The sequence below is a fragment of the Janthinobacterium sp. FW305-128 genome (genome assembly GCF_020858135.1).
In the GTDB taxonomy this organism is placed as follows: Bacteria; Pseudomonadota; Gammaproteobacteria; order Burkholderiales; family Burkholderiaceae_D; genus Janthinobacterium.
The window spans coordinates 92,505-114,136 of sequence record NZ_JACYMK010000001.1 but is presented as its reverse complement, the minus strand read 5'-3'; the positions used below and the strand labels follow the sequence as shown (position 1 = coordinate 114,136).

General features: G+C 62.5%; 21 protein-coding genes and 1 pseudogene. 5 read left to right on the top strand and 17 right to left on the bottom strand.

What is annotated here, in order from left to right:
* Positions 1-4: 4 nt before the first annotated feature.
* Positions 5-814 carry a 4-hydroxy-tetrahydrodipicolinate reductase gene (gene dapB / locus IGS60_RS00510; RefSeq protein ID WP_121670611.1) on the bottom strand — a complete coding sequence of 270 codons (810 nt, stop codon included), beginning with the start codon at positions 812-814 and terminating at the stop codon, positions 5-7.
* A gap of 19 nt (positions 815-833) precedes the next feature.
* Positions 834-1,475 (bottom strand): outer membrane protein assembly factor BamE, encoded by a 642-nt coding sequence (locus tag IGS60_RS00505; protein ID WP_070220536.1) that lies wholly within the window; start codon positions 1,473-1,475, stop codon positions 834-836.
* Between the two features lie 196 nt (positions 1,476-1,671).
* On the opposite strand from IGS60_RS00505, the gene fur reads away from it, so the two are divergent.
* Positions 1,672-2,103: a ferric iron uptake transcriptional regulator gene (gene fur, locus IGS60_RS00500; RefSeq protein ID WP_034745717.1), complete on the top strand. Its 432-nt coding sequence runs from the start codon at positions 1,672-1,674 to the stop codon at positions 2,101-2,103.
* 51 nt (positions 2,104-2,154) lie between these two features.
* On the opposite strand, the gene hrcA is transcribed toward fur, so the two are convergent.
* Together hrcA and IGS60_RS00490 are read right to left on the bottom strand one after the other, a co-directional pair.
* Positions 2,155-3,171 (bottom strand): heat-inducible transcriptional repressor HrcA, encoded by a 1,017-nt coding sequence (hrcA, locus tag IGS60_RS00495; protein WP_035822689.1) that lies wholly within the window; start codon positions 3,169-3,171, stop codon positions 2,155-2,157.
* A gap of 117 nt (positions 3,172-3,288) precedes the next feature.
* On the bottom strand, positions 3,289-4,014 hold the full coding sequence (locus tag IGS60_RS00490; RefSeq protein WP_230501747.1) for an HAD family hydrolase: 726 nt from the start codon (positions 4,012-4,014) through the stop codon (positions 3,289-3,291).
* Between the two features lie 246 nt (positions 4,015-4,260).
* Between IGS60_RS00490 and IGS60_RS00485 the strand changes: the two genes are divergently transcribed.
* Both IGS60_RS00485 and IGS60_RS00480 read left to right on the top strand, forming a co-directional pair.
* Positions 4,261-4,860 carry a hypothetical protein gene (locus IGS60_RS00485; RefSeq protein WP_230501745.1) on the top strand — a complete coding sequence of 200 codons (600 nt, stop codon included), beginning with the start codon at positions 4,261-4,263 and terminating at the stop codon, positions 4,858-4,860.
* Positions 4,861-4,901: 41 nt separating this feature from the next.
* Positions 4,902-5,483 (top strand): hypothetical protein, encoded by a 582-nt coding sequence (locus IGS60_RS00480; protein ID WP_070220542.1) that lies wholly within the window; start codon positions 4,902-4,904, stop codon positions 5,481-5,483.
* A 187-nt stretch (positions 5,484-5,670) separates the two neighbouring features.
* Here IGS60_RS00480 and mmsB read toward each other — a convergent pair.
* The 5 genes and pseudogenes from mmsB to IGS60_RS00455 all read right to left on the bottom strand — a co-directional run.
* Positions 5,671-6,579 (bottom strand): annotated as a pseudogene (gene mmsB, locus IGS60_RS00475) (3-hydroxyisobutyrate dehydrogenase); the annotation flags it as partial.
* Positions 6,580-6,593: 14 nt separating this feature from the next.
* The gene (locus tag IGS60_RS00470; protein ID WP_230501743.1) at positions 6,594-7,721 is read right to left on the bottom strand and encodes an enoyl-CoA hydratase/isomerase family protein; all 1,128 of its coding nucleotides are present in this window, start codon (positions 7,719-7,721) and stop codon (positions 6,594-6,596) included.
* Positions 7,714-8,499, bottom strand: coding sequence for an enoyl-CoA hydratase (locus IGS60_RS00465; protein ID WP_230501741.1), 786 nt, complete (start codon positions 8,497-8,499; stop codon positions 7,714-7,716). Before IGS60_RS00465 ends, IGS60_RS00470 begins: the two co-directional genes overlap by 8 nt.
* The gene (locus tag IGS60_RS00460; protein WP_230501739.1) at positions 8,496-9,656 is read right to left on the bottom strand and encodes an acyl-CoA dehydrogenase family protein; all 1,161 of its coding nucleotides are present in this window, start codon (positions 9,654-9,656) and stop codon (positions 8,496-8,498) included. Before IGS60_RS00460 ends, IGS60_RS00465 begins: the two co-directional genes overlap by 4 nt.
* Positions 9,657-9,665: 9 nt before the next feature.
* On the bottom strand, positions 9,666-11,174 hold the full coding sequence (locus IGS60_RS00455; RefSeq protein WP_230501737.1) for a CoA-acylating methylmalonate-semialdehyde dehydrogenase: 1,509 nt from the start codon (positions 11,172-11,174) through the stop codon (positions 9,666-9,668).
* 154 nt (positions 11,175-11,328) lie between these two features.
* On the opposite strand from IGS60_RS00455, the gene IGS60_RS00450 reads away from it, so the two are divergent.
* Complete coding sequence (locus IGS60_RS00450; protein WP_070220554.1) at positions 11,329-12,711, top strand: short-chain fatty acyl-CoA regulator family protein; 1,383 nt, start codon at positions 11,329-11,331, stop codon at positions 12,709-12,711.
* A 1-nt stretch (position 12,712) separates the two neighbouring features.
* On the opposite strand, the gene IGS60_RS00445 is transcribed toward IGS60_RS00450, so the two are convergent.
* Genes IGS60_RS00445 through IGS60_RS00415 form a run of 7 tightly spaced genes read right to left on the bottom strand, consistent with a single transcriptional unit; the run spans position 12,713 to position 19,635 of the window.
* On the bottom strand, positions 12,713-13,768 hold the full coding sequence (locus IGS60_RS00445) for an adenosine deaminase (protein WP_230501735.1): 1,056 nt from the start codon (positions 13,766-13,768) through the stop codon (positions 12,713-12,715).
* 25 nt (positions 13,769-13,793) lie between these two features.
* Positions 13,794-14,738, bottom strand: coding sequence for a nucleoside hydrolase (locus IGS60_RS00440; protein ID WP_230501733.1), 945 nt, complete (start codon positions 14,736-14,738; stop codon positions 13,794-13,796).
* A 19-nt stretch (positions 14,739-14,757) separates the two neighbouring features.
* Positions 14,758-15,789, bottom strand: coding sequence for an ABC transporter ATP-binding protein (locus IGS60_RS00435; RefSeq protein WP_070220558.1), 1,032 nt, complete (start codon positions 15,787-15,789; stop codon positions 14,758-14,760).
* A 13-nt stretch (positions 15,790-15,802) separates the two neighbouring features.
* Positions 15,803-16,582 carry an ABC transporter permease gene (locus tag IGS60_RS00430; protein WP_070290842.1) on the bottom strand — a complete coding sequence of 260 codons (780 nt, stop codon included), beginning with the start codon at positions 16,580-16,582 and terminating at the stop codon, positions 15,803-15,805.
* Positions 16,579-17,418 carry an ABC transporter permease gene (locus IGS60_RS00425; protein ID WP_230501731.1) on the bottom strand — a complete coding sequence of 280 codons (840 nt, stop codon included), beginning with the start codon at positions 17,416-17,418 and terminating at the stop codon, positions 16,579-16,581. Before IGS60_RS00425 ends, IGS60_RS00430 begins: the two co-directional genes overlap by 4 nt.
* A gap of 21 nt (positions 17,419-17,439) precedes the next feature.
* Positions 17,440-18,462, bottom strand: a complete 1,023-nt coding sequence (locus IGS60_RS00420) for an ABC transporter substrate-binding protein (RefSeq protein ID WP_230501729.1) — start codon at positions 18,460-18,462, stop codon at positions 17,440-17,442.
* Positions 18,463-18,519: 57 nt separating this feature from the next.
* A complete protein-coding gene (locus IGS60_RS00415) occupies positions 18,520-19,635 on the bottom strand; it encodes a porin (protein ID WP_230501727.1) in 1,116 nt (371 codons plus the stop codon).
* A 227-nt stretch (positions 19,636-19,862) separates the two neighbouring features.
* Between IGS60_RS00415 and IGS60_RS00410 the strand changes: the two genes are divergently transcribed.
* Positions 19,863-20,780 carry a LysR family transcriptional regulator gene (locus tag IGS60_RS00410; protein ID WP_070290839.1) on the top strand — a complete coding sequence of 306 codons (918 nt, stop codon included), beginning with the start codon at positions 19,863-19,865 and terminating at the stop codon, positions 20,778-20,780.
* An 8-nt stretch (positions 20,781-20,788) separates the two neighbouring features.
* On the opposite strand, the gene rsmA is transcribed toward IGS60_RS00410, so the two are convergent.
* On the bottom strand, positions 20,789-21,568 hold the full coding sequence (rsmA, locus tag IGS60_RS00405) for a 16S rRNA (adenine(1518)-N(6)/adenine(1519)-N(6))-dimethyltransferase RsmA (protein ID WP_070220568.1): 780 nt from the start codon (positions 21,566-21,568) through the stop codon (positions 20,789-20,791).
* Between the last annotated feature and the right edge of the window lie 64 nt (positions 21,569-21,632).

The following is a 21,632-nucleotide window of genomic DNA, read 5'->3' as shown; positions in this document are numbered from 1 at the left end:
CTCCTCAGTTCTTCAGCGACAGCACATCCTGCATGTCGAACAGGCCCGTCGGCTTATCGGCCAGGAAACGCGCGGCGCGCAGGGCGCCGTGGGCGTAGGTGACGCGGCTGCTCGATTTGTGGCTGATCTCGATGCGCTCGCCGATGCCGGCAAACAGCACCGTATGGTCGCCGACGATATCGCCGCCGCGGATGGTGGCAAAGCCGATGGTCGACGGATCGCGTTCGCCCGTCACACCTTCGCGGCCGTACACGGCGCATTCCTTCAGGTCGCGGCCCAGGGCGCCGGCCACCACTTCACCCATTTGCAGGGCCGTGCCCGACGGCGCATCGACCTTGAAGCGGTGATGCGCTTCGATGATTTCGATGTCGTAGCCTTCGGACAGGCTTTTCGCGGCCAGTTCCAGCAGCTTCATGGTGACATTCACGCCCACGCTCATGTTCGGCGCGAACATGATGGCCGTCTTTTCGGCGGCGGCGGCAATGGCGGCCTTGCCCGCGTCATCGAAACCGGTGGTGCCGATGATCATCTTGATGCCATGCTCGGCGCAATACGCCAGGTGCTGCAAAGTGCCTTCGGGGCGCGTGAAGTCGATCAGGTAATCGGCATTGGCCAGGCCGGCGGCAAGGTCCGACGCGATCAGCACGCCGGCAGGCTTGCCGAGAAAGGCGGCGGCATCCTGCCCGACGCTCGGCGAGCCGGCGCGGTCGAGGGCGCCGGTCAGCACGGCGTCGGGCGCGTTGCTGACCGCTTCGATCAGGATATGGCCCATGCGGCCGCTGGCGCCAGCGATGGCAATTTTCAGTTCAGTCATTTTATTCTCTTACAACAACTTATTTGGTGGGTTCGGCGGCAGGCGTCGGTGCTGGCTCGGCGGCAGGCGCCGTTGCTGGTGCTGGTGCAACGTCAGGCTTGCTCACAGGAATGGCAGGAGCGGCATCGGCCGGTACCGGCACGGCGCTCGGCGCCACGGGCGATGGCACGACGGCGGCAGGCACGTCAGCCTTGGCGACCTTGGCGAATGGCGACGGACCGGCGATGCGGTCGATATATTCTTTCTCCGTCGGCAAGTTGCCGCCTTCGAAACGTTCAACCTTGCCATCCTTGCCGAAGTACACGACCACGCGGCTGCTAGTGGTTTCGCCACTGCCCCGCGCCAGACGGAATGGATAATCCCAGCGGTCGGCATGGAAGATATCGGTCAGCAGCGAAGTGCCGAGGACGAAACGCACCTGGTCGCGCGTCATTCCTACTTTCAACTGGGCCAGCATCTCTTCGGAGACAAAGTTGCCTTGTTGAATGTCAGGACGGTAGGGCGAGAAAAACCACATGAATTTTTGCAGCGGCGTAATGGTGGTCGTTTGTGCGCCCTGTTCGGGAACCAGTTCCTTGCCTTCTTTTTGAGCAGCTGCCGGCTTTTCGCCAAGAATGCCACGGTTGGCGCAGCCGGACACGGCCAGCGCGACACAGACCATGCCTGCCACGACTGGTGCTCGAAATGAAATACGGTGCCAGAGAGATGGCAATACAGCCGGGGTTACGCGCATAAATGACCTCAATTGGATGAACAAAACGCCAGGAGTGACCGGCCCGCCAAAAAAAAGCATATTTTGGCACTCCCCGACAAAACGCTATATGATAAAGCACCTGACCCACATACGAGCAACAAACATGAGTAACAATCCTAGTGATCTCAAGGCAAGCGGCCTGAAAGCCACCCTGCCACGGCTGAAGATACTCGATATCTTCCAGAGTAGCCCGGTACGCCACCTGACTGCGGAAGACGTCTACAAGATTCTGCTGGCCGACAATATGGATGTCGGCTTGGCAACTGTCTACCGTGTCCTCACGCAATTCGAACAAGCCGGCTTGCTTAACCGCAACCATTTTGAAACCGGCAAGGCGATTTTCGAACTCAACGAAGGCTCCCACCACGACCACCTGGTGTGCCTCGACTGTGGCCGGGTCGAAGAATTCTTCGACGAAGAAATCGAAATCCGCCAGCAAAAAGTGGCCGAAGAGCGCGGCTTCAAGATCGCCGAACACGCCCTGGCCATCTACGGCAACTGCACCAAGACAGCTTGCCCGCACAAAACAGCCTGACCCACGCCGGCCGTTCCCGCAAGGGGCCGGCCGGCGCAGCATTGAACCGCATCAATGATGGCTGAGCGCGCTCGACAGCAGCTTGGCCGTGATGTCGACGATCGGGATAACGCGCTCGTAAGCCATGCGCGTCGGTCCGATCACTCCCAACGTTCCCACGATCTTGCCGTTGACTTCATACGGCGCCGTCACCACGCTCATCTCATCCATCGGCACCAGGTTCGATTCGCCGCCGATGAAAATCTGCACGCCCGTCGCCTTGCTCGACACGTCGAGCAGCTGCATCAAGCCCGTCTTTTGCTCGAACATGTCGAACATCTGGCGCAGCGAATGCATATTCGATGACAGATCGCTCACGCTGAGCAAGTTGCGCTCGCCGGAAATGACCATGTCGTCGCTATGGTCGGCCATCGCTTCGCTGCCCGCTTCTACGGCCGCCTGCATCAAACTGCCCATGTCGTCGCGCAACTGGCGCAGCTCGCCTTGCAGGCGCACGCGCACGGCGTCGAACGACAGGCCGCCATAATTCTGGTTGATGTAATTAGCCGATTGCACCAGTTGCGCCGGCGTATAGTCGGCCTCCGTCAGCAATAAACGGTTCTGCACATCGCCGCCGGGAGCGACGATGACGAGCAGGATGCGCTTTTCGGACAGGCGCAGGAATTCGATTTGCTGGAACACGGATTCGCGGCGCGGGCTGAGCACGACGCCGGCGAACTGCGACAGCGACGACAGCATCTGCGCCGCGTTGGCGATGGTTTTTTGCGGCTGCGGCGTCTGCAGGCGCATGCGCGACTCCACCATGTGCTCGTCCAGGTGCCGGACGGTCAGCAAGGTGTCGACAAAGATGCGGTAGCCACGCGGCGTGGGGATGCGTCCGGCCGAAGTATGCGGACTGGACACATAACCGAGCTCTTCCAGGTCGGCCATGATGTTGCGGATCGTGGCCGGCGACAGGTCGAGGCCGGAAATTTTCGACAAGGCGCGCGAACCGACCGGCAGGCCGTCGGCGATATATCGCTCGACCAGGGCTTTCAGCAGTGTTTGGGCACGTGTATCGAGTTGCATGGTGTCTTAGGTAAGCAAATATTCTTTAAACAAGCATATTGTTAAGCAAGCGGCAACGAAAGCGGCCGAACGTGCATCAACAGCGCCTATTATGCACGTTCGCCCGTCCGACGGCGATCAATCTTCCAGCTGCCCCTGCAGCCACAGCAGCAATTCATCAAAGTTGGCGCAGATGGCGTCGGGCTGCACGCCGGCGGCCAAATGGGCATCGCTGCCCTTGCGGTTCATCCAGACGGCACGCATGCCCGCCCCTTGCGCCCCCGTCACGTCGAAATACAGATCGTCGCCGACATACACGGCCTCATGCGGCGCCACGCCCAGCGCGGCGCAAGCGGCCAGGAAGATGCTGGCGTCAGGCTTGGCGACGCCAAAATCGCTGGCGGCAATCGACACTTTAAAATGCTGCGCCAGGCCGATAATTTCAAGGTCCGCATTGCCATTCGAGATAGAGCCGACCAGCATGCGCTGCCCCATCCAGGCCAGGCCGGGCAAGACATCGTCATACGGCTGCACGCGATGGCGCGCGGCCAGGAACTGCGCGATGGCGCCGTCGACCAGGGCGGGATCTTCGCCGGCGGCCTCGAAGGCGGTCAGCAAGCCCGCGCGGCGCAGCTCGATCAAATTGCCATGGAAATGCGGTTGTTCATTGAGCATGGCCAGACGGTGCTGGCGCAACAGCTCGATGGAAAACTGCTGCGCCACCTTGGGCGCATGCGTGGCCAGCCAGTCGTGCAGCAGGGTTTCGGCGGCGGCAATCACGGGCGCGATGGGCCACAAGGTATCGTCGAGGTCGAAGAGGATGGCCTTGGGCGGCACGGCAGGTTTTACAGGGGCAAGATACATGGAACTCACTATATAGATGCCGCGTCACGGTGCGCAGCCCGCAGCTATTGTCGCACCGATCGCCGCCGCCGGCATGGCGGCGCCCCCATGAAATGGGGCCGGGCCGGCGCTTCCCGGCGAAAAATTGTTACAGGGTGATACAAGGCAAGATCATCCGGCTTGCCAGATAGACTAAAATAGGCGCCATTCCAATGCGGCGCCAGCGTCCGCGTTGCGCTACCCAACCTAATTCGTTTTGGAGAATGTATGAAAAATTTGTACCTGCGCTCGATGCTGGCGGCGGCTTGCGCCGTCACATTGGCGGCCTGCGGCGGCAGCGGCGGCAATCTGTATCTGAGCGGCCAAGTCGTCAATCTGGCAAAAGATGGCCTGATTCTGCTGAATAACGGCGAACGCCTGCCTGTCACCTCAGGCCAGACTTCCTTTGTTTTCACCAAGCTGGTCAGCACCGATGACCGCTACGATATCACCATCGCGCAACAGCCAAAAGGCGCCGTGTGCACGATTACCAATGGCGCCGGCAAGGCATCGAGCTATACCGTGACCACGGCCCAGGTGATTTGCGTGACCAATACCTACCCGCTGAGCGGCACGATCACGGGCCTGACCGCCGACGGTTTGACCCTGGCCATCGGCAATATCACCACCAGCCCGCTGAAAGGCAGCACCAGCTATACGTTCCCGAATGTCAATGACGGCATCGCCTACAATATTTCCATCGCGACGTATCCAACAGGCCAGACGTGCAGTTTCGTGGGTTCTGCCAGCGCCAACGGCCGCGATGTCGTCGGCACCATGGGCTCAGCCGCCACGACCGGCGCCGCACTGAACTGCACGGCGCAGTAAGCCACGCGATTCGTCACCACTATATTGGATTGGAGAAATACATGAAGTTATCCTGCCTGCGCCCTATCGCCGCGCTGCTGTTGACCCTGGGATTGGCTGCTTGCGGCGGCAAGGCCTCGTATGATGTCAGTGGCACCGTCAGCAATTTGAACACCGAAGGCCTGGTCCTGGTCAATGGCGGCGATCCGCTCCCGATCAAAGCCGGCCAGACCTCGTTTACCTTTGGCAAGCGCATCGACTATGGCACCGACTACAACATCACCGTGCAGACCCAGCCAGCCCACATGACTTGCACCGTCAGTGGCGGAACCGGCTCGGCCGGTCACTACGTCAGTATCCAGGCATCGGTTTCCTGTGCGCGAAACGCGTACACGGTAGGCGGCACGGTGACTGGCCTGACAGCCGACGGCCTGGTCCTGATCAACGGCAATGCGCAAACCACGGTGGCCAAAGGCAGCACGACCTTCACCCTGGCGTCGCCTGTTGCCGATGGCGACAAGTATGGCATCAGCGTCTTTACCCAGCCTACCGGCTTGAAATGCACCGTGGCACCCAACACGGGCGTCGGTGTGATGGGTGAAGCAAACGTGACCACCGTGCAGATCGCCTGCAATCCAGGCTAAGACTGTGGCGCTGGCAGCCGCGACGCGGCTGCCAGGAAGAGATATCACGAAAATCTATATTTGATATTCGAAAGATAAATTGGAGTTATATGTGGCGATGCAGCATAATGCATCTGTCTCCTCCAACTCTTCCAAGAATTGGATTTAGCCCGCTTTCACCAGCGGGCTTTTTTTTGTCCAAAATTCCTCAGGCGGGTTTGTCCAAGCCCGGCTGCAGCATCTGCACGATGCTGGAGAAATCCTGCTGCGCATAGCCGGCTTGCGCATGCATCTGGTACAGCTGGCGCACCAGCCCGCCCAAGGGCGTGGGCGCGTTCGCCGACAGGGCCGACTGCTGCGCCAGACCCAGGTCCTTCAGCATCAGCGCCGTGCCGAAGCCGCCCGTGTAATTGCGCGACGCGGGCGTGCCGTCCATGACGCCGGGCCACGGGTTGTACACTTCCAGGGTCCAGTTGCGCCCCGAACTCTTGGCCATGATGTCGGACAAGACTTTCGGATCGAGGCCATGCGCCACGCCCAGGTTCAGCGCCTCGGCCGTCCCCGCCATCAGTATGCCCAGCAGCATGTTGTTGCAAATCTTCGCCACCTGGCCCGCGCCCGCCTCGCCCGCATGGAAGATGTTCTTGCCCATCTTTTCCAGCAGGGGACGCGCCTGCTGCAAGGCCGCCTCGCTGCCGCCGACGATGAAGGTCAGCGTGCCGGCCGCCGCGCCCGCCGTGCCGCCCGAAACGGGCGCATCGATCATGGCAAAGCCCCGCTCGCTGGCCGCCTGCGCCACTTGCCGTGCCACGTCGGCGGCGATGGTGCTGCAGTCGATGAACAGGGCACCGGGCTTGGCCGAATCGAGCACGCCGCCTGCCGCCAGGTACAGTTCCTGCACGTGCTTGTTGGCTGGCAGCATGGTGATGACGGCGTCCGCCGTCTGCACGGCCGCGCTGGCGGACGCGGCTGCCGTGGCGCCCGCCTCGACCAGCGACGCCACAGCCGCCGGCGCCAGGTCGAACACGGACACGTGGAAGCCGGCGGCCACCAGGTTGCGGGCCATTGGCGCGCCCATGTTGCCCAGGCCGATAAAAGCGATATGTTGCATATGTGTCTCCTGTTGTTCTTTTAATGCAGGTCGCGCAAAGGATGGCTATCCCATGGCGCCGTGAAATATTCATTGAGATACGTCTCGCTGACCTCGGCCAGGCTGGCCGGCTGCCACTGCGGCGCGTTGTCCTTGTCGATCAGCAAGGCACGCACGCCTTCGCTGAAGTCTGCATGGGCGCAACATTGCACGGCGACAATGAGTTCCAGCTGGAATACTTGCGCCAGGCTCAGATGGCGCGTGCGCTCGCGCATGGCCCACACCAGCGCGGCCGAAGTGGGCGCGCCCTTGTCCAGCGAGTGGGCCGCCTTTTGCAACCAGACCGAATCGCCGTCATACGCGGCGATGGCAGCCACCACTTCGGGCAAGGTGGGCGCTTGCGTCAGCGCGGCGATGGCGTCGAAGTTAGCGCGCACTTCGGACACGGGCAGCATGGAGGATGGCGCCGAGAAGCCGCGCAGCAGGCGGTCCAGCTGCTCGCTGTTCGCTTGCGGACTGGCTTGCCATTGCGCCAGCGTCAGCGCGTCGAGCACCATGTTTCGCTCTTCCTGGCGCAGGAAATAGTCGCCCAGGCCCGCGAACAGGGCGTCGGCCCCGTTCAAGGGCGCGCCCGTCAAACCCAGGAACAGACCGCTGCGCCCCGGCATGCGGCCCAGGAACCAGCTGCCGCCCACGTCGGGGAACAGGCCAATCGTGATTTCCGGCATGGCGATGCGCGTGCTTTCCGTCACGACGCGGTGGCTGGCGCCCGCCATCAGGCCCAGGCCGCCGCCCATGACGATGCCGCCGCCCCACACCAGCAGCGGTTTCGCATACGTATGGATGCGGTGGTCGAGCCGGTATTCCTCGGCAAAGAAGGCCAGCGCCTGCGGATTCGGCACGACACCGGGCTGTTCCACCACGGCCGCGCGCAGGCTGCGCACGTCGCCGCCGGCACAGAATGCCTTGTCGGTCGACGATTGCAGCACCACGCAGGCGATGGCGTCATTGCTGGCCCAGCGCACGAGGGCGCCATCGATGGCGCGGATCATGTCCAGGGTCAAGGCATGCAGCGACTTTGGCGCGTCGAGCGTGATGACGCCCAGCCGCATGCCGCCGGGACAGTCGCGCTCCTCGATTTTCACGGTTTCAAGTAAAGTCTCAACCATTCTTCCACTCCGCCGGACGTTTTTCCAGGAACGCTTGCACGCCCTCTTTCTGGTCTTGCGTATCGAACAAGCCGAGGAACAGGGTGCGCTCGTCGGGCAAGGAGTTGACCAGCGGATGGCTGCGCGCGCCCTGGATCAGGGTCTTGCATGCCGTCACGCTGCTCGGGCTCTGGCGCGCCACTTTGGCAGCCAGGGCCAACGCCGTGGCGGCAGCCTTGCCGGTTGGAACAACTTCCTCGACGAGGCCGATGGCCAGGGCCTTGGCCGCATCGACTCTCTCGCCGCACAAAATCATGCGCTTGGCCCAGCCTTCGCCCACCAGCCACGGCAAGTGCTGCGTGCCGCCCGCGCATGGCAACAGGCCGACCGAGGCTTCCGGCAAGGCCATCTGCGCGTGTTCCTCGGCAATGCGGATATCGCACGCGAGCGCGCATTCGAGCCCGCCGCCCATGGCGTAGCCGTTGATGGCGGCGATGCTGACGCCGCGAAACGCGGACAATGCCTCGAACGCCTCGCCAAACGCGGCGGCCATGGCGAATGCCGTGTCCTTGTTACCGTCGGCAAATACGTTCAGATCGGCGCCGGCCGAGAAGAACTTGGCGCCGCCGCCCGTGATCACCAGCGCGTACACGTCGGCGTCCGCATTCAGGTCAGCCACCAGTTCCTTCAGGGCGTGCAGGCTGGCCAGGGTCCACGTGTGGGCGGGCGGGTTGTCGAGGGTCACCAAGGCCGTATGGCCACGGCGTTCCAGCAGCAGATTCGTATACACTTTAGTCATCGTAAGGTCTCCGTGGCGCCGTCTTTCAAAATCGCTCGCGCGACGATCAGGCGCATGATTTCATTCGTCCCTTCCAGGATCTGATGCACGCGCGTGTCGCGCACGTGGCGCTCAAGCGGGTACTCGCGGATGTAGCCGTAGCCGCCGTGCAACTGCAGCGCATCGTTGGCCACATTGAAACCCACATCCGTGGCGAAACGCTTTGCCATGGCACAATATGCCGTCGCATCCGGGCTTTCCTGGTCGAGTTTCCAGGCCGCCAGGCGCACCATCTGGCGCGCCGCCACCAGCTCCGTCAGCATGTCGGCCAGCTTGAATTGCAGGGCCTGGAACTGGGCCAGTTCGCGGCCGAACTGCGTGCGCTCCTTCATGTACGTTTGCGCGCGCGTGAGGGCCGCCTGCGCCGTGCCCACCGAGCACACGGCGATGTTGATGCGCCCGCCGTCGATGCCCTTCATGGCAATCGTAAAGCCTTCGCCTTCCGCGCCCAGCAAGTTGCCAACAGGCACTTTCACCTGGTCGAAGCTGATGATGCGCGTGGGCTGGCTGTTCCAGCCCATCTTTTCTTCTTTCTTGCCATACACGATACCGGGCAAATTCGCCGGCACGGCAAAGGCAGAAATGCCGGCCGCGCCTTCACCGCCCGTGCGTGCCATGACGATCAGCATGTCCGTCTGCCCCGCGCCCGAGATAAACGCTTTCGTACCGTCGAGCAGATAAAAGTCGCCCTCCTTGACGGCTTTCGTGCGCAAGGACGCCGCATCCGAGCCCGACTGCGGTTCCGTCAGGCAATAGCTGGCCAGCTTCTGGCCGGCAGCCAGGGCCGGCACCCACTCGTCGCACAGGGCTTCCTGCCCCCAGCGCGACAGCATCCAGGTGGCCATGTTGTGGATGGTGATGTAGGCCGTGGTCGAGGTGCAGCCGCCGGCCAGTTCCTCGAAGACGATGGCCGCGTCCTGGCGGGAGAGGCCCAGACCGCCCCAGCGCTGCGGCGTGTACAGGCCGCAAAAGCCCATCTCGCCCGCCTTGGCGATGGTTTCCACGGGGAAGATCGATTCCGCATCCCAATGCGCCGCGTGCGGCGCCAGTTCGCCTTCGGCAAACGCGCGCGCCGCCTGCTGGAACTCGCGCTGCTCGTCGCTCAGTTCAAAGTCCATGGCCACTCCTTACTTGAGGCTGATGGTGGTGTTGACCTTGCCCACCGAGGCCGCATCCGTGAACCAGCGCTGGGTAATCGTCTGCGTCTGCGTGTAGAACAGCACGACCTGCTTGCCGAACGGACCCAGGTCGCCCAGCTTGGAGCCGCGCGAGCCAGTAAAGCTGAACAGGGGAACGGGCACGGGAATGGGCACGTTGATGCCGACCTGGCCCACGTCGATTTCTTCCTGGAAATAGCGCGCAGCCGCGCCGCTCTGCGTGAACAGGGCCGTGCCATTGCCGTTCGGATTCGCATTCACCAGTTCAATGGCTTCGTCCAGGGTATCGACTTCCACGACGATCAGGACGGGACCAAAGATTTCCTGGTCATACACGACCATGCCGGGTTTTACGCCGGACAAGATCGTCGGGCCGACGAAGTTGCCGTTCGGATAGCCATCGACCTTCACGTCGCGGCCATCGAGCGTCAGCACGGCGCCCTGCTCGATGCCTTTGGCGACGAGGCTATGCACGCGCTCTTTCGCCGCGCACGAGATCACGGGGCCCAGATCCGGATTATCCTTGCCCGCGCCCACCGTCAGGGTTTGCGCCTTGGCGGCCAGTTCCGGCAGCCACTCGCGCGCCTCGCCCACCAGCACGGCGACGGACGCCGCCATGCAGCGCTGGCCGGCCGCGCCGAAACCGGCGCCCAGCAACTGGTTCAGGGTCTGTTCTTTATTGGCGTCCGGCAAGACGACGGCGTGGTTCTTGGCGCCCATCATGCATTGCGCGCGCTTGCCGTTCAGGCTGGCGCGCTGGTACACATGCGTGCCCACCTTGCTGGAGCCGACAAACGAGATCGCCTTGATGTCCGGATGGTCGCACAGGGCGTTGACCACGTCTTCGCCGCCGTGGATGACGTTCAACACGCCAGCCGGGATGCCCGCCTGCAAGGCCAGGCGCACGAGTTTTTCCGTCACGAGCGGGTCTTGCTCCGATGGTTTCAACACGAAGGTATTGCCGCAGGCAATCGCCATCGGGAACATCCACAGGGGGATCATGGCGGGGAAATTGAACGGGGTAATGCCGGCGCACACGCCCAGCGGCTGCATCACGCTGTAGGTATCGACGCCGCCGGCCACGTTTTGCGCGTATTCGCCCATCTGCAGGGTGCCGATATTGGCCGCATGTTCCACCACCTCCAGGCCGCGGAAGACGTCGCCTTCCGCGTCCAGCAAAGTCTTGCCCTGTTCCATCGTCAGGGTGGCGGCCAGATCGGCCATGTTTTCGCGGATCAGCTGCTGCAATTTCAGGAAAATGCGCGCGCGGGCGCCGATCGGCGTCTTGCGCCAGGTTTTGAAGGCGCGCTGGGCCGAGGCGATGGCCGCGTTGACTTCATCGGGCGTAGCGAACGGTACCTTGGCCAGGACTTCCTGCGTGGCGGGGTTGACGACGTCGCGCCAGACGGTGGTGCGGGATTCAACCCATTCGCCGTTGATCAAGAGGGGAACGGTCGGAATTGTGTTTTGCGTGGTCACTCGGAGTCTCCTGGTTGGTATAGGTCTGTTTGCATTATTCGCACAATCCAGCCTGCAAACAAGGCGTGAAAATGCGAGATAATGCAAAGACGAATCTGTTAATCTGCAAAGATTGTAAATTTGCAGATTCCACAAACGGGGAAGAGGAAACGCGATGGCAAAGGTTTTCATGGGCGTGCGCCTGCAGCGGCTGCGCGAGGAACGGCGCATGACGCAGGTGGCATTGGCCAAGGCCCTGGGCATCTCGCCCAGCTACCTGAACCAGATGGAGCGCAACCAGCGCCCGCTGACGGTGCCGATTCTGCTGCGCATCGGCACGGTGCTGGGCGTTGACCCGCAAATCTTTTCCGAGCACGACAGCGCCAGCCTGGTGGCCGATGTGCGCGACGTGTTCGGCGAATTGCCCGACGCGCCGCCCACCTCGATGGCGGAATTGAAAATGCTGGTGGAAAACATGCCGGAACTGGCGCGCTCGATCTTGCTCCTGCAGCGGCGCTACCGCGTGATGGCGGAACGGGCCGATACCCTGGCCGCGCGCCTCGACGACGGCAGCCGCGGCGCCAGCTCGGCGGCGCCCTCCACGGACGAGGAAGTGCGCGAATACCTGAACCGGCGGCAAAACTACATCGATGAGCTGGACCGGGCGGCCGAACGGGTGGCGGGCGAACTCGATCCCTCCCTGCGCACGCTCGACGCGCTGCAAGGCCGGCTGCTGGAGCGCCACGGCATCCAGGTGCGCTTGTCCGATGGCGACGCGGGCATGGTGCGCAAGCACCGCTACGATGCGCAACAACACATCCTGTTTCTGCCCGACACCCTGACAGGCGGCCAGCGCGCCTTCCAGATGGCGGCGCAAATCAGCCTGCTCGAGCACAGCGACCTGATCGACGCGCTCGTGCTGGCGGCGGGACTCTCGGGCGCGGCCGCGCAGACGGGCGCGCGCCTGGCGTTTTCCAATTATTTCGCCGGCGCCCTCTTGATGCCGTACCAGCGTTTTTTACAGGCGGCGGAAACGCGCGCCTACGACATCGAGCGCCTGGCGCACCAGTTCGGCGTGGGCTTCGAGGCCGTGTGCCACCGTTTGAGCACCATGCAGCGCCCCGAGGCGGCGGGGCTGCCGTTTTTCTTCGTGCGCGTCGACCGCGCGGGCAATGTCTCGAAGCGCCAGTCGGCCACGGACTTTCACTTTTCACGGGTGGGCGGCACTTGCCCGCTGTGGATCGTGTACGACGCCTTCAGCCATCCGGGCCAGGTGCTCACGCAAGTGGCCAGCATGCCCGACGGCTGCACGTATTTATGGATCGCGCGCCAGGTCAGCACGGCCTCGCCAGGCTTCCGTGCGCCCGGCAAGACGTTTGCCGTGGCGCTGGGCTGCGACATCTCGCAGGCACATCGCTTGATTTATTCGAAGGGACTCGATTTGCACGACCCTTCCAGCGCCACACCCATCGGCACGGGCTGCAAGGTGTGCGAGCGCCAAAGCTGCCCGCAGCGGGCGTTTCCGTCGCTGCTGGCCCCGCCACCGGCATCGGCCTGATTTACTCGACGACGCTTGCCCGCAACGCGTCGAATTCGCGCGCAAATTCCGCGCGCCAGTCGCGCCGCGTGGACTCGTCTATCCAGGCCGCGTCCAGGCCATTCAACATGAAGCCGCGCATGTCGTCGAGACCGAAGCCGAATTCGCGCATCATCATCCAGGCGCCCGTCGGCGTCACGTGGTGCAGGGTCGGATCGTCCGTGTTCGGATGCAGTTTCAGGCCCAGCTTGGCCATGGCGCGGATCGGGTGATCGAGCGCCCAGCGCTCGGGCGCCAGTGTGCGCAGATAATACGAATTGGTGGGCACGACGGTGAACACCAGGCCCCGTTCCACGCAGCGCTGCGCCAGCTCCGGGTTGTCGACGATCGTGTAGCCATGGTCGACCCGGTCCACCTGCAATTCGTCTATCGCCGTCGCCACATTCATCCACGGCATGCCGAATTCGCCCGCGTGCGCCGTGCACTTGAAGCCGGCGGCGCGCGCGGCGCGGTAGGCTTCGATGAACAGTTCGGGCGGACGGTCGTTTTCGCGGTAGTCGATGCCGATGCCGATCACTTCCGGCGCGCGGTAGGCCTTCATCCACTCCACCATCTGCACGGCTTCGGCAGGAGCCGCTTCACGGTCGATGCTGGGGATCAGACGGCCGATCACGCCAAAATCCCTTTGCGCATCGCGGATGGCGGCCACGATGGCGTCCTGCGCCGACTCGTAGCGGATGCCCGACACGCGCACGGTGCCGGTCGGATTCCAGAAGAACTCCGCATAGCGCACGCCGTGGCCATGCACGTCTTCCAGGTATTCATACGCGAGGCAATACAGGTCCGTCGGCGAGACGATCAGGTGCGCGTCGAGCGCGCGCAGCACGCGCAGCACGCCGACGGGCTTGTCGCCGCGCGTGTAAAACGCGTCGATTTCCTCAGGGGTGACGACATGGCCCGTCTTGGCGGCCAGCGCGCGGAAAGTGGCTTGCCGCACCGTGCCGAACAGGTGGCAATGCAGCTCCACCTTCGGCATGGCGCGTAAAAACTGTTCGATGCTCAGGGGTGAATTAGACATGAAGCTCGTTTCGTAGTGAAGTGGGTCAGACGAGAATGGCGGCCAGGCGGCGCATCAGGCGCTCGATGGCGGCCGGGCCATCGGCCAGCATCGCCACCTGCGTGTTGATGGCGGCGCGGCGCGGCACGCGGAATTCGCACACCGTCATGCCGCGCGTCAGTTCGCCCGTCAATTCGATGGCCACGTGAGCCGGCTGGAACTGGAACAGCTGCGGCGCTTCCAGGTACAGGGCCACCACGGGGTCGTACATGGGCATGGGCACGGAACCGTCGCTGCTGCGGATGCGCACATACGCTTCCAGGTAGCCGGCCAGACGTAGCGCGCGCGGCGTGCCGAGGGCGCGCAGGCGCTCCACTTCCGCATTCGTCACCAGGAGCTGGCGGCACAGGTTCAGACCGAACATGCGCAGCGGAATGCCGGATTGGAACACCTGGGCGGCCGCTTCCGGGTCCGCATAGATATTGAATTCGGCCGCCGCCGTATGGTTGCCCTGGTCGGTCGAGCCGCCCATCAGGATGATTTCGACGATCTTGCCCGCGATATCGGGCGCCTTGGCCAGCGCGGTTGCGATATTGGTCATCGGTGCGATCGCCATGATGGTGATCTGGCCGGGATGCTTGCGCACGGCGGCGATCAGCGCGTCGACGGCGTGGCCCGCAGCATCACTGGCCGCACCGGGCGGCAGGATGTCGCCCGTGGTCGGCATGCCGCTGTCGCCCAGGATGCGCTGCGCCGTCTCGATGACGCCGGCCAGCGGTTCTTCGCAGCCGCGGTAGATCGGCACCGTCAAGCCGTCATGGGCCTTGATGCGCAAGGCGTTATCGTAAGTGATGGCGACGGGTGCATTGCCCGCCACCACGCTCACGCCCAGCCACTCGATGTCGGGATTGCTGCCCAAGAGCAGCATCGTCAGCCAGTCGTCGAAACCGGGATCGGTGTCGAGCCAGATCTTTTTCAAGGCTTGGGTCATGATGGTCTCAGGTTAAAAATCAGGCAGCCAGCCACAGGGCGCTGTCGGAAGGCAGTACGAAGGAGACGGCCGTGCCTTCGCGCCAGGCGGCGCCGCCGGCCGCGCAAATGCCCTTGACCTGGCCCAGCGGCGTTTGCAGCAGGTATTCGACGGTGTCGCCCAGGAAACCGCGCGCCAGCACGGTGCCAGGGTACTGGCCTGCCGCGTCGTCGGCGGCGCAGACGCGCACCTTGTCCGGACGCCAGCCCAGCACCGTGGTGCCGGCAGCGACGGGGGACGTGTACGGCAGGCTGGCACCGGCGTGGTGCAGCGCGCCGTCGCGGTAGTCGAACAGGTTTTCGAAACCCATGAAGTTGGCGACGAAGCGCGTGGACGGCGTATTGAAGACGGCTTCCGGCGCGGCCAGCTGCTCGATACGCCCGCCGTTCATGACGACGATACGGTCGGACAGGGCCAGCGCTTCTTCCTGGTCGTGCGTCACGTACAGCATGGTGATGCCCAGTTCGCGCTGGATGCGGCGCAGCTCGGCGCGCATCTGCACGCGCAGCTTGGCGTCCAGGTTCGACAGCGGTTCATCGAGCAGCAGCAGGGCCGGTTCGACGACGATGGCGCGCGCCAGCGCCACGCGCTGCTGCTGGCCGCCGGACATCTGCGCCGGCAGGCGCGTCTCGAACCCCGTCAGTCCCACGGCGGCGATCACGGCTTCCACTTTCGTTTTCAGCAGCGCCGGCGCCACCTTGCGCAGGCGCAGGCCGAAAGCGATGTTGTCGTACACGTTCAGGTGCGGGAACAGCGCGTACGACTGGAAGACCATGCCGATATTGCGCTTGTTCGGCGCCAGCTTGCCGATTTCGCGGCCGTCGAGCACGATGCGGCCCGACTGCAGCGGCATCAGGCCGGCGATGGCGCGCATGGTGGTGGTCTTGCCGCAGCCGCTGGGGCCCAGCAGGGAAATCAGCTCGCCCTGCTCGACGTGCAAGTCCAGGTCTTTCACGGACGTCGTGTTCTTGGCGTAGCCGAGGTTCAGCTTGTGCAGTTCCAGATAACTCATCGTGTGTTGCCTCTTACATGTATTTAGAAATGCCCAGCACCTTTTCGGTCACCATCACGAAGGCCATGGTGAACAAGACCAGCAAGGTCGACAGGGCAGCGATCGACGGATCGAAACTGTTTTCCATATGGCCCAGCATCTCGATCGGCAAGGTGCTGATGCCGGGGCCCGTGAGGAACAGCGAGACGGGCACCTGGTTGAACGAGGTGACGAAGGCGAGGAAGAAGGCGGCGATCACGGCGTTGCGGATATTCGGCAGCACGATCATGAAGAACGCGCGCAGGCGCGACGCGCCCAGGGTGATGGCGGCGTCCTCGATATCCACGCGCAGGTTGACCAGGCTGGCGTACACGACACGCACCGAGTACGGAATCAGCAGCGCGATATGGCCGATCAAGAGGCCCACGTACACGGGCGCATTGATCGTCAGCACCAGGTGGTGCAGCAAGCCCAAACCGACCAGGATGGCGGGAATGATCAGCGGCGATGTCAGGATTTGCCGGATGGCGCCGATACCGGGCGGCGGCATGCGCGAAAACGCATACGCGACGGGGATGCCCAGCAACAGCGCGATGACGGTGGCGATCAGGCCGATTTCCAGGCTGGTCTGGAAGGCGCGGCGGAACTCGGGCGCAGCCCACACCTCGAGGATCCAGCGCAGCGAATACGACTCGGGCGGGAAGGCCAAGGTTTCGCCACCGGAAAAGCCGGCCAGCACCACGATGGCAAATGGTCCCAGCAGGAACAGGAACACCAGCCACAGGACGGCGCGCGAGAATAAGCTTTCTTTCATACGGAGCTCCGGCTCGAGGAAATACGTTTAAGGCCGGCATTCACCAGCAGGGTCATGCAGACGAGGATGACGGCGATCACATTCGCGGCGCCGAAATCGCTCTCCACGCTGACCTTCTGGTACAGCAGCGTTTCCAGCATCAGCACCTTGGTGCCGCCCAAGAGGGCCGGCGTCACGTAGGCCGTCACGCAGCCCGTAAACACCAGCGTGCCGCCGACCACCAGGCCTTCCTGCGTCAGCGGCAGGGTGACCTTGCAGAATACTTGCCATGGATTCGCACCCAAAGTCGCTGCGGCAGGTTCCACGTCGCGCGGCAGGTTTTCCAGCGCGCCCGCCAGCGACATCAGCATCAAGGGCAGCAGCAATTGCAGCAGGCCGACAAAGACGGCGAATTCGCTGAACAGCAAACGCAGCGGCTCGTCCGTGAAACCCATGTTGACGAGCGCCGCGTTGAGGGCGCCATTACGGCCCAGCAGCACGATCCACGCATAGGTACGCGCGATCGGCGAGACCATCAGCGGCAGAATCATCATGCCGACCACCAGACCGCGCCACTTCGGCGACACGCGCGCCACGGCTTGCGCGGCCGGATAGCCGAGGATGATGGACGCCAGGGTCACCAGCGCGGCGATGCGCAGGGTGCGCCAGAAGATGGTGCGGTTGAATTCCTGCGAGAAGAATGCAACGAAGCGCTCAACACCCCACTGCATGCCGTCGCCGACGCGGAAGGCGTCGACCAGCAAGGCCAGCACGGGCAGCAGGAAGCAGACGACGATAAAGATCAGCGCCGGCAGGACCAGCAGCAGTCCCAGGCGCTTTTTTGGATCAGCAAACATGGTGTTTTCTCCTCGTCACCACTATTTGCTCATGGCCTTGTTCCACTGCGTCATCCAGTTGCTGCGCTGTTTGATGATGGTTTCCGGCTTGACGAACTTCAGCGAGCTGATTTGATCGGCGCCATAGGTATTGAATTGCGCGGCCGCCACCGACAGGCGCACGTCCTTGTTGACGGGCGAGTCGACCAGGTTGGTCGCCAGCTGCGTCTGCACTTCCTTGGACAGCCAGAAATCCATCAGCTGGTAGGCCAGGTCCGCGTTCTTCGACCCAGCAACGATGCCCATCACGTTCATGCCGGCCGCCTGGCCTTCGGCCGGGATGCTCCACTTCAGGGGCAGACCCGTCTTGAGCATTTGCGACCAGGTAAAGCGCGCCACGGGCGCGGCCCAGATTTCATCCTGCGCAAACAGGGCGGCCAGCTGCGCGCTGTTTTTCGAGAACGTGACGACGTTGCCCTTCATGCCGACGATCTTCGCAAAGCCCGTGGCGTAGTCATCCGTCTTGCCGCCCCAGGCCGCGTCGGCCATGCGCAGCATCAAGGGACCCTGCGTGGTGCTCACGTCGGGGAAGGCCACGCGGCCCTTCAGTTCGGGGCGCCACAGGTCCTTCCAGGACGTCAGCGGGGCAACCTTGTCGCTGCGGTACACCAGGCCGACCGAATACAGGGTGTAGCCGACGGCGAAGTTGCCGCCGATAGGGTTTTTCGCCACGTCGTACAGGGCTTTGTAATTGCTCAGCTTGGAGTAATCCATGGGCTGGATCACGCCCTTTTGCGCCGCTTCCAGCATGCCGGAATCGGACAGCAGCACCAGGTCGATCACCGGGTTCTTGGCGTGCACCACCAGCTTGGCGATGCGGTCCGCATTATTCCCCGTTTCCACCTTGATATCGCAACCGCATTTGGCCTTGAACGGCTCGTACACATACTTCATGAACAAGGGCTGGGCAATCGGATAGGCCGAAATGACCAGCTCGCGTTTTTCCGCGTGGGCGGCGTTGGCCAGCAAGCCTAGGCTCAACGCCAACATGAGGTGCTTTTTCAAGATGCTTCCTTTCAGGGGACGGCGCTGCGGGACAGCGCCTGTAAAGATGAATCAGTGTCAGAAATAATGTCGCATGCCAACGATCAGCACGCTTTGCGTCTTGCCGCCCGAGGCGCCGAAGCCGAACACGCGGGCGAACGTCGCATCGCCGGCCGCTTTCTGGTAGCTCCAGGTGATGGCGACATCGGTGCGCTTGGACAGGAAGTAATCGGCCTGGAAGTTAACCTGGTGCCATTTCGGCGTCTTGTTGATCACGTCATATTTACCAGTCGTATAGAAATACGACGCGCCCAGGTTCAACGCTTCCGTCAGCTTGTGGTTCACGTTCAAGTCCACGTTCTGCAGGGTCAGATTGCTTTGATCCAGGTAGTGGTAGCGCACATTGGTGTACAAGGCGCCAAACTTGGTCTTGCCCACATTATAAAAGCCTCCCGTGCCGGCGATGGCCTGGCTGTCCACGCCGGCGCCCTTGACGGCGCTCTTGTTGAAGATCAACAGGGAACTGGCATAGTCATTGCCGATGGCGCCATTCGGCGCATCGGGGCTGTTCGGGCGATCCATCTTGGTGTAGGCGACGGCCCAGCTGAAGGCATCGACCTTGTAGCCGGCGCCCATGCTGTAGACGCGGTTGCGGTTCGAATCTTCCGGGTTCTCGCTGAAACCATACAAGCCCGTGAACGACAGGTTGCTGATATTCGGGCTGACATACTTGACGGCGTTTTGCACGCGCAGGTTGTTGTAGCCATTGTCGTTGTCGCCGATGTGCACGCCGTTACTGGCGATGACCACGGGACCCAGCAGATCCTTGACGGCTTCATACTGGCGGCCCAGGGTCAAGGTACCCTTGTCGTTGCTGGACAAACCCACATACGACTGGCGGCCGAACAGACGGCCGCTTTGCGAAGCCGTGCCCGTCATCACGTTAAAACCGTTTTCCAGCACGAAGATAGCCTTGGTGCCGTCGCCCAGGTCTTCCTGGCCGCGGAAACCGATGCGGGGATTCTGATTCGTGCCGCTCAGCGCATGCGTGCGGCTGCCTTTGCCCTCATCCGACACATAGCCGATACCGGCCGACAGCAGTCCATACACTTGCACGCTGCTTTGCGCCTGCGCCGCGCCGTGCGCCGCCAGCAAGCCACCCACTACCATCGTTCCCGTCATCCATTTGTTCATCGCCGCCACCCTAAAAAGAATAAACCCTGAGTTTTTTTGGAATTATTTTATTGATCCATCCCTTGCATGGCGCGCCGCCGTACGTGCCGGCACCGCATTCCAGGCGCTTCTCCCGAATATTGTTGCTTTCAAGACAAGTAAGGACCAGTCCAGAATATGGTAAATTGCGGGATAAGAAAATTTGTTTATTTTTATAAATCCATTACTTTTTCTAATAAGCAACGCCCATGCATGAACTGAGCAAGAAAATTTCCTTACGACATTTACAAGCGTTTTCCACCCTAGCCCGGGTAAACAGCTTCAGCAAGGCTGCACAGGAATTGTGCGTGACCCAGCCGGCCCTCAGCGCGTCGATCAAGCTGCTGGAAAATCAGCTGGGAAAAAAGTTGTTTAACCGCACAACCCACCAGCTGGAACTGACGCGCGAAGGCAAGCTGGCGCTCGAATACGCCACGCATTTATTGAATACGGCCAGCAACACCTTTGCCGATATCCAGCGCGCCATCGGCAGCGGCCGGCATCGCATCCGCATCGGCGCCATCCCCTCGGCCATGGCGATGACGGCCGTCGTGGTGGCGCGCTACTGCGAGCAGCATGGAGATGAAGTGGAAATCGTCCTGTCGGACATGCCCAACGATGGCTTGCTGCATGCGCTGCATTCGGGCCAGCTGGACTTTTGCGTGGGCATCGAGGTGCCCGGTTCCGTGTCGCTGGAAAGCGTGGGCCTGTTCGAAGACGAGCTGGTGCTGGTGACGGCGGGACGCCATGCGCTGGCGCCGCTCAAGGAAGTGCGCTGGGAGCAATTGGCGGGCCAGGAAATCGTTGTATTTACCAAGGGCAGCATCTGGGAGTTCGCCTCGAGCGCGCTGCGCCAGCATGGCCTGAGCCCGTCAAACCTGTACCAGATGATACACAGCGAGTCGCTGTATGGCGTGGTGCGCGCGGGCATCGCCGTGGGCATCATGCCCAGCCTGTACACGACCTTCCTCAATGACGAGGATCTGCATGTGGCACCCCTGCGCCAGCCCACGTGCAAGCGCAAGATCGCCCTGATGCGGCGCAATGAAATCAGCCGCAACCACCATGTGGACGACTGTTTTTCAGCGTTGCGCCAGGATTTGCAGCAGGTCGACCAGTGGTTTTAAGTTAAAACTCAAGCAGGTGCCTTCAGCAGATTCGCCAGCGCCACGTATTGCTCCAGCCCCACGGTTTCCGGACGCAGGGTCGGGTCGATGCCGGCCGCCTTGATCTGCTCTTCCGTAAACATGCCTGCCAGGCAATTGCGGATCACCTTGCGGCGTTGCGAAAACGCCTTCATGACCACGGCTTCCAGCGTGGCCTGGTCGCACGCCAGGCGCTCGGCCACGGGAATCATGCGCACGATGGCCGATTCCACTTTCGGCGGCGGATCAAACGCCGTCGGCGGCACGATGAACAGCAGCGACATCTTGTAGCGCCATTGCAGCATCACGGACAGGCGGCCATACGCCTTGCTGCCCGGTTCGGCCACCATGCGCTCGACCACTTCCTTTTGCAGCATGAAATGCTGGTCCTGCACCAGCGGCGCGAAGTCCGCCAGGTGAAACAGCAGGGGGCTGGAAATGTTATATGGCAAGTTGCCCACGATGCGCAGCTTCTGACCGGCTGGCACGGGGATTTGCGCGAAATCGAATTTCAGCGCGTCGCCCGAATGGATCGTCAGCTTGGCCGGATTAAACGTTTTTTCCAGACGCACGATCAGGTCGCGGTCCAGTTCCACCACATGCATCTGTTTCAAATGGCGCAGCAGCTGCTCCGTCATGGCGCCCAGGCCGGGGCCGATCTCGACCATGGCATCGTCCGGCTGCGGCGCGATGGCGGCCGTGATGTCATCGAGGACGAAGCGGTCATGCAGGAAGTTCTGGCCAAAGCGTTTGCGGGCAACGTGTTTCATAATGTGTTTTCTATCAATGCGGTAAAGCCGGCACAGGCCGGCGGGATCGTTGAGCAGGCAGCGT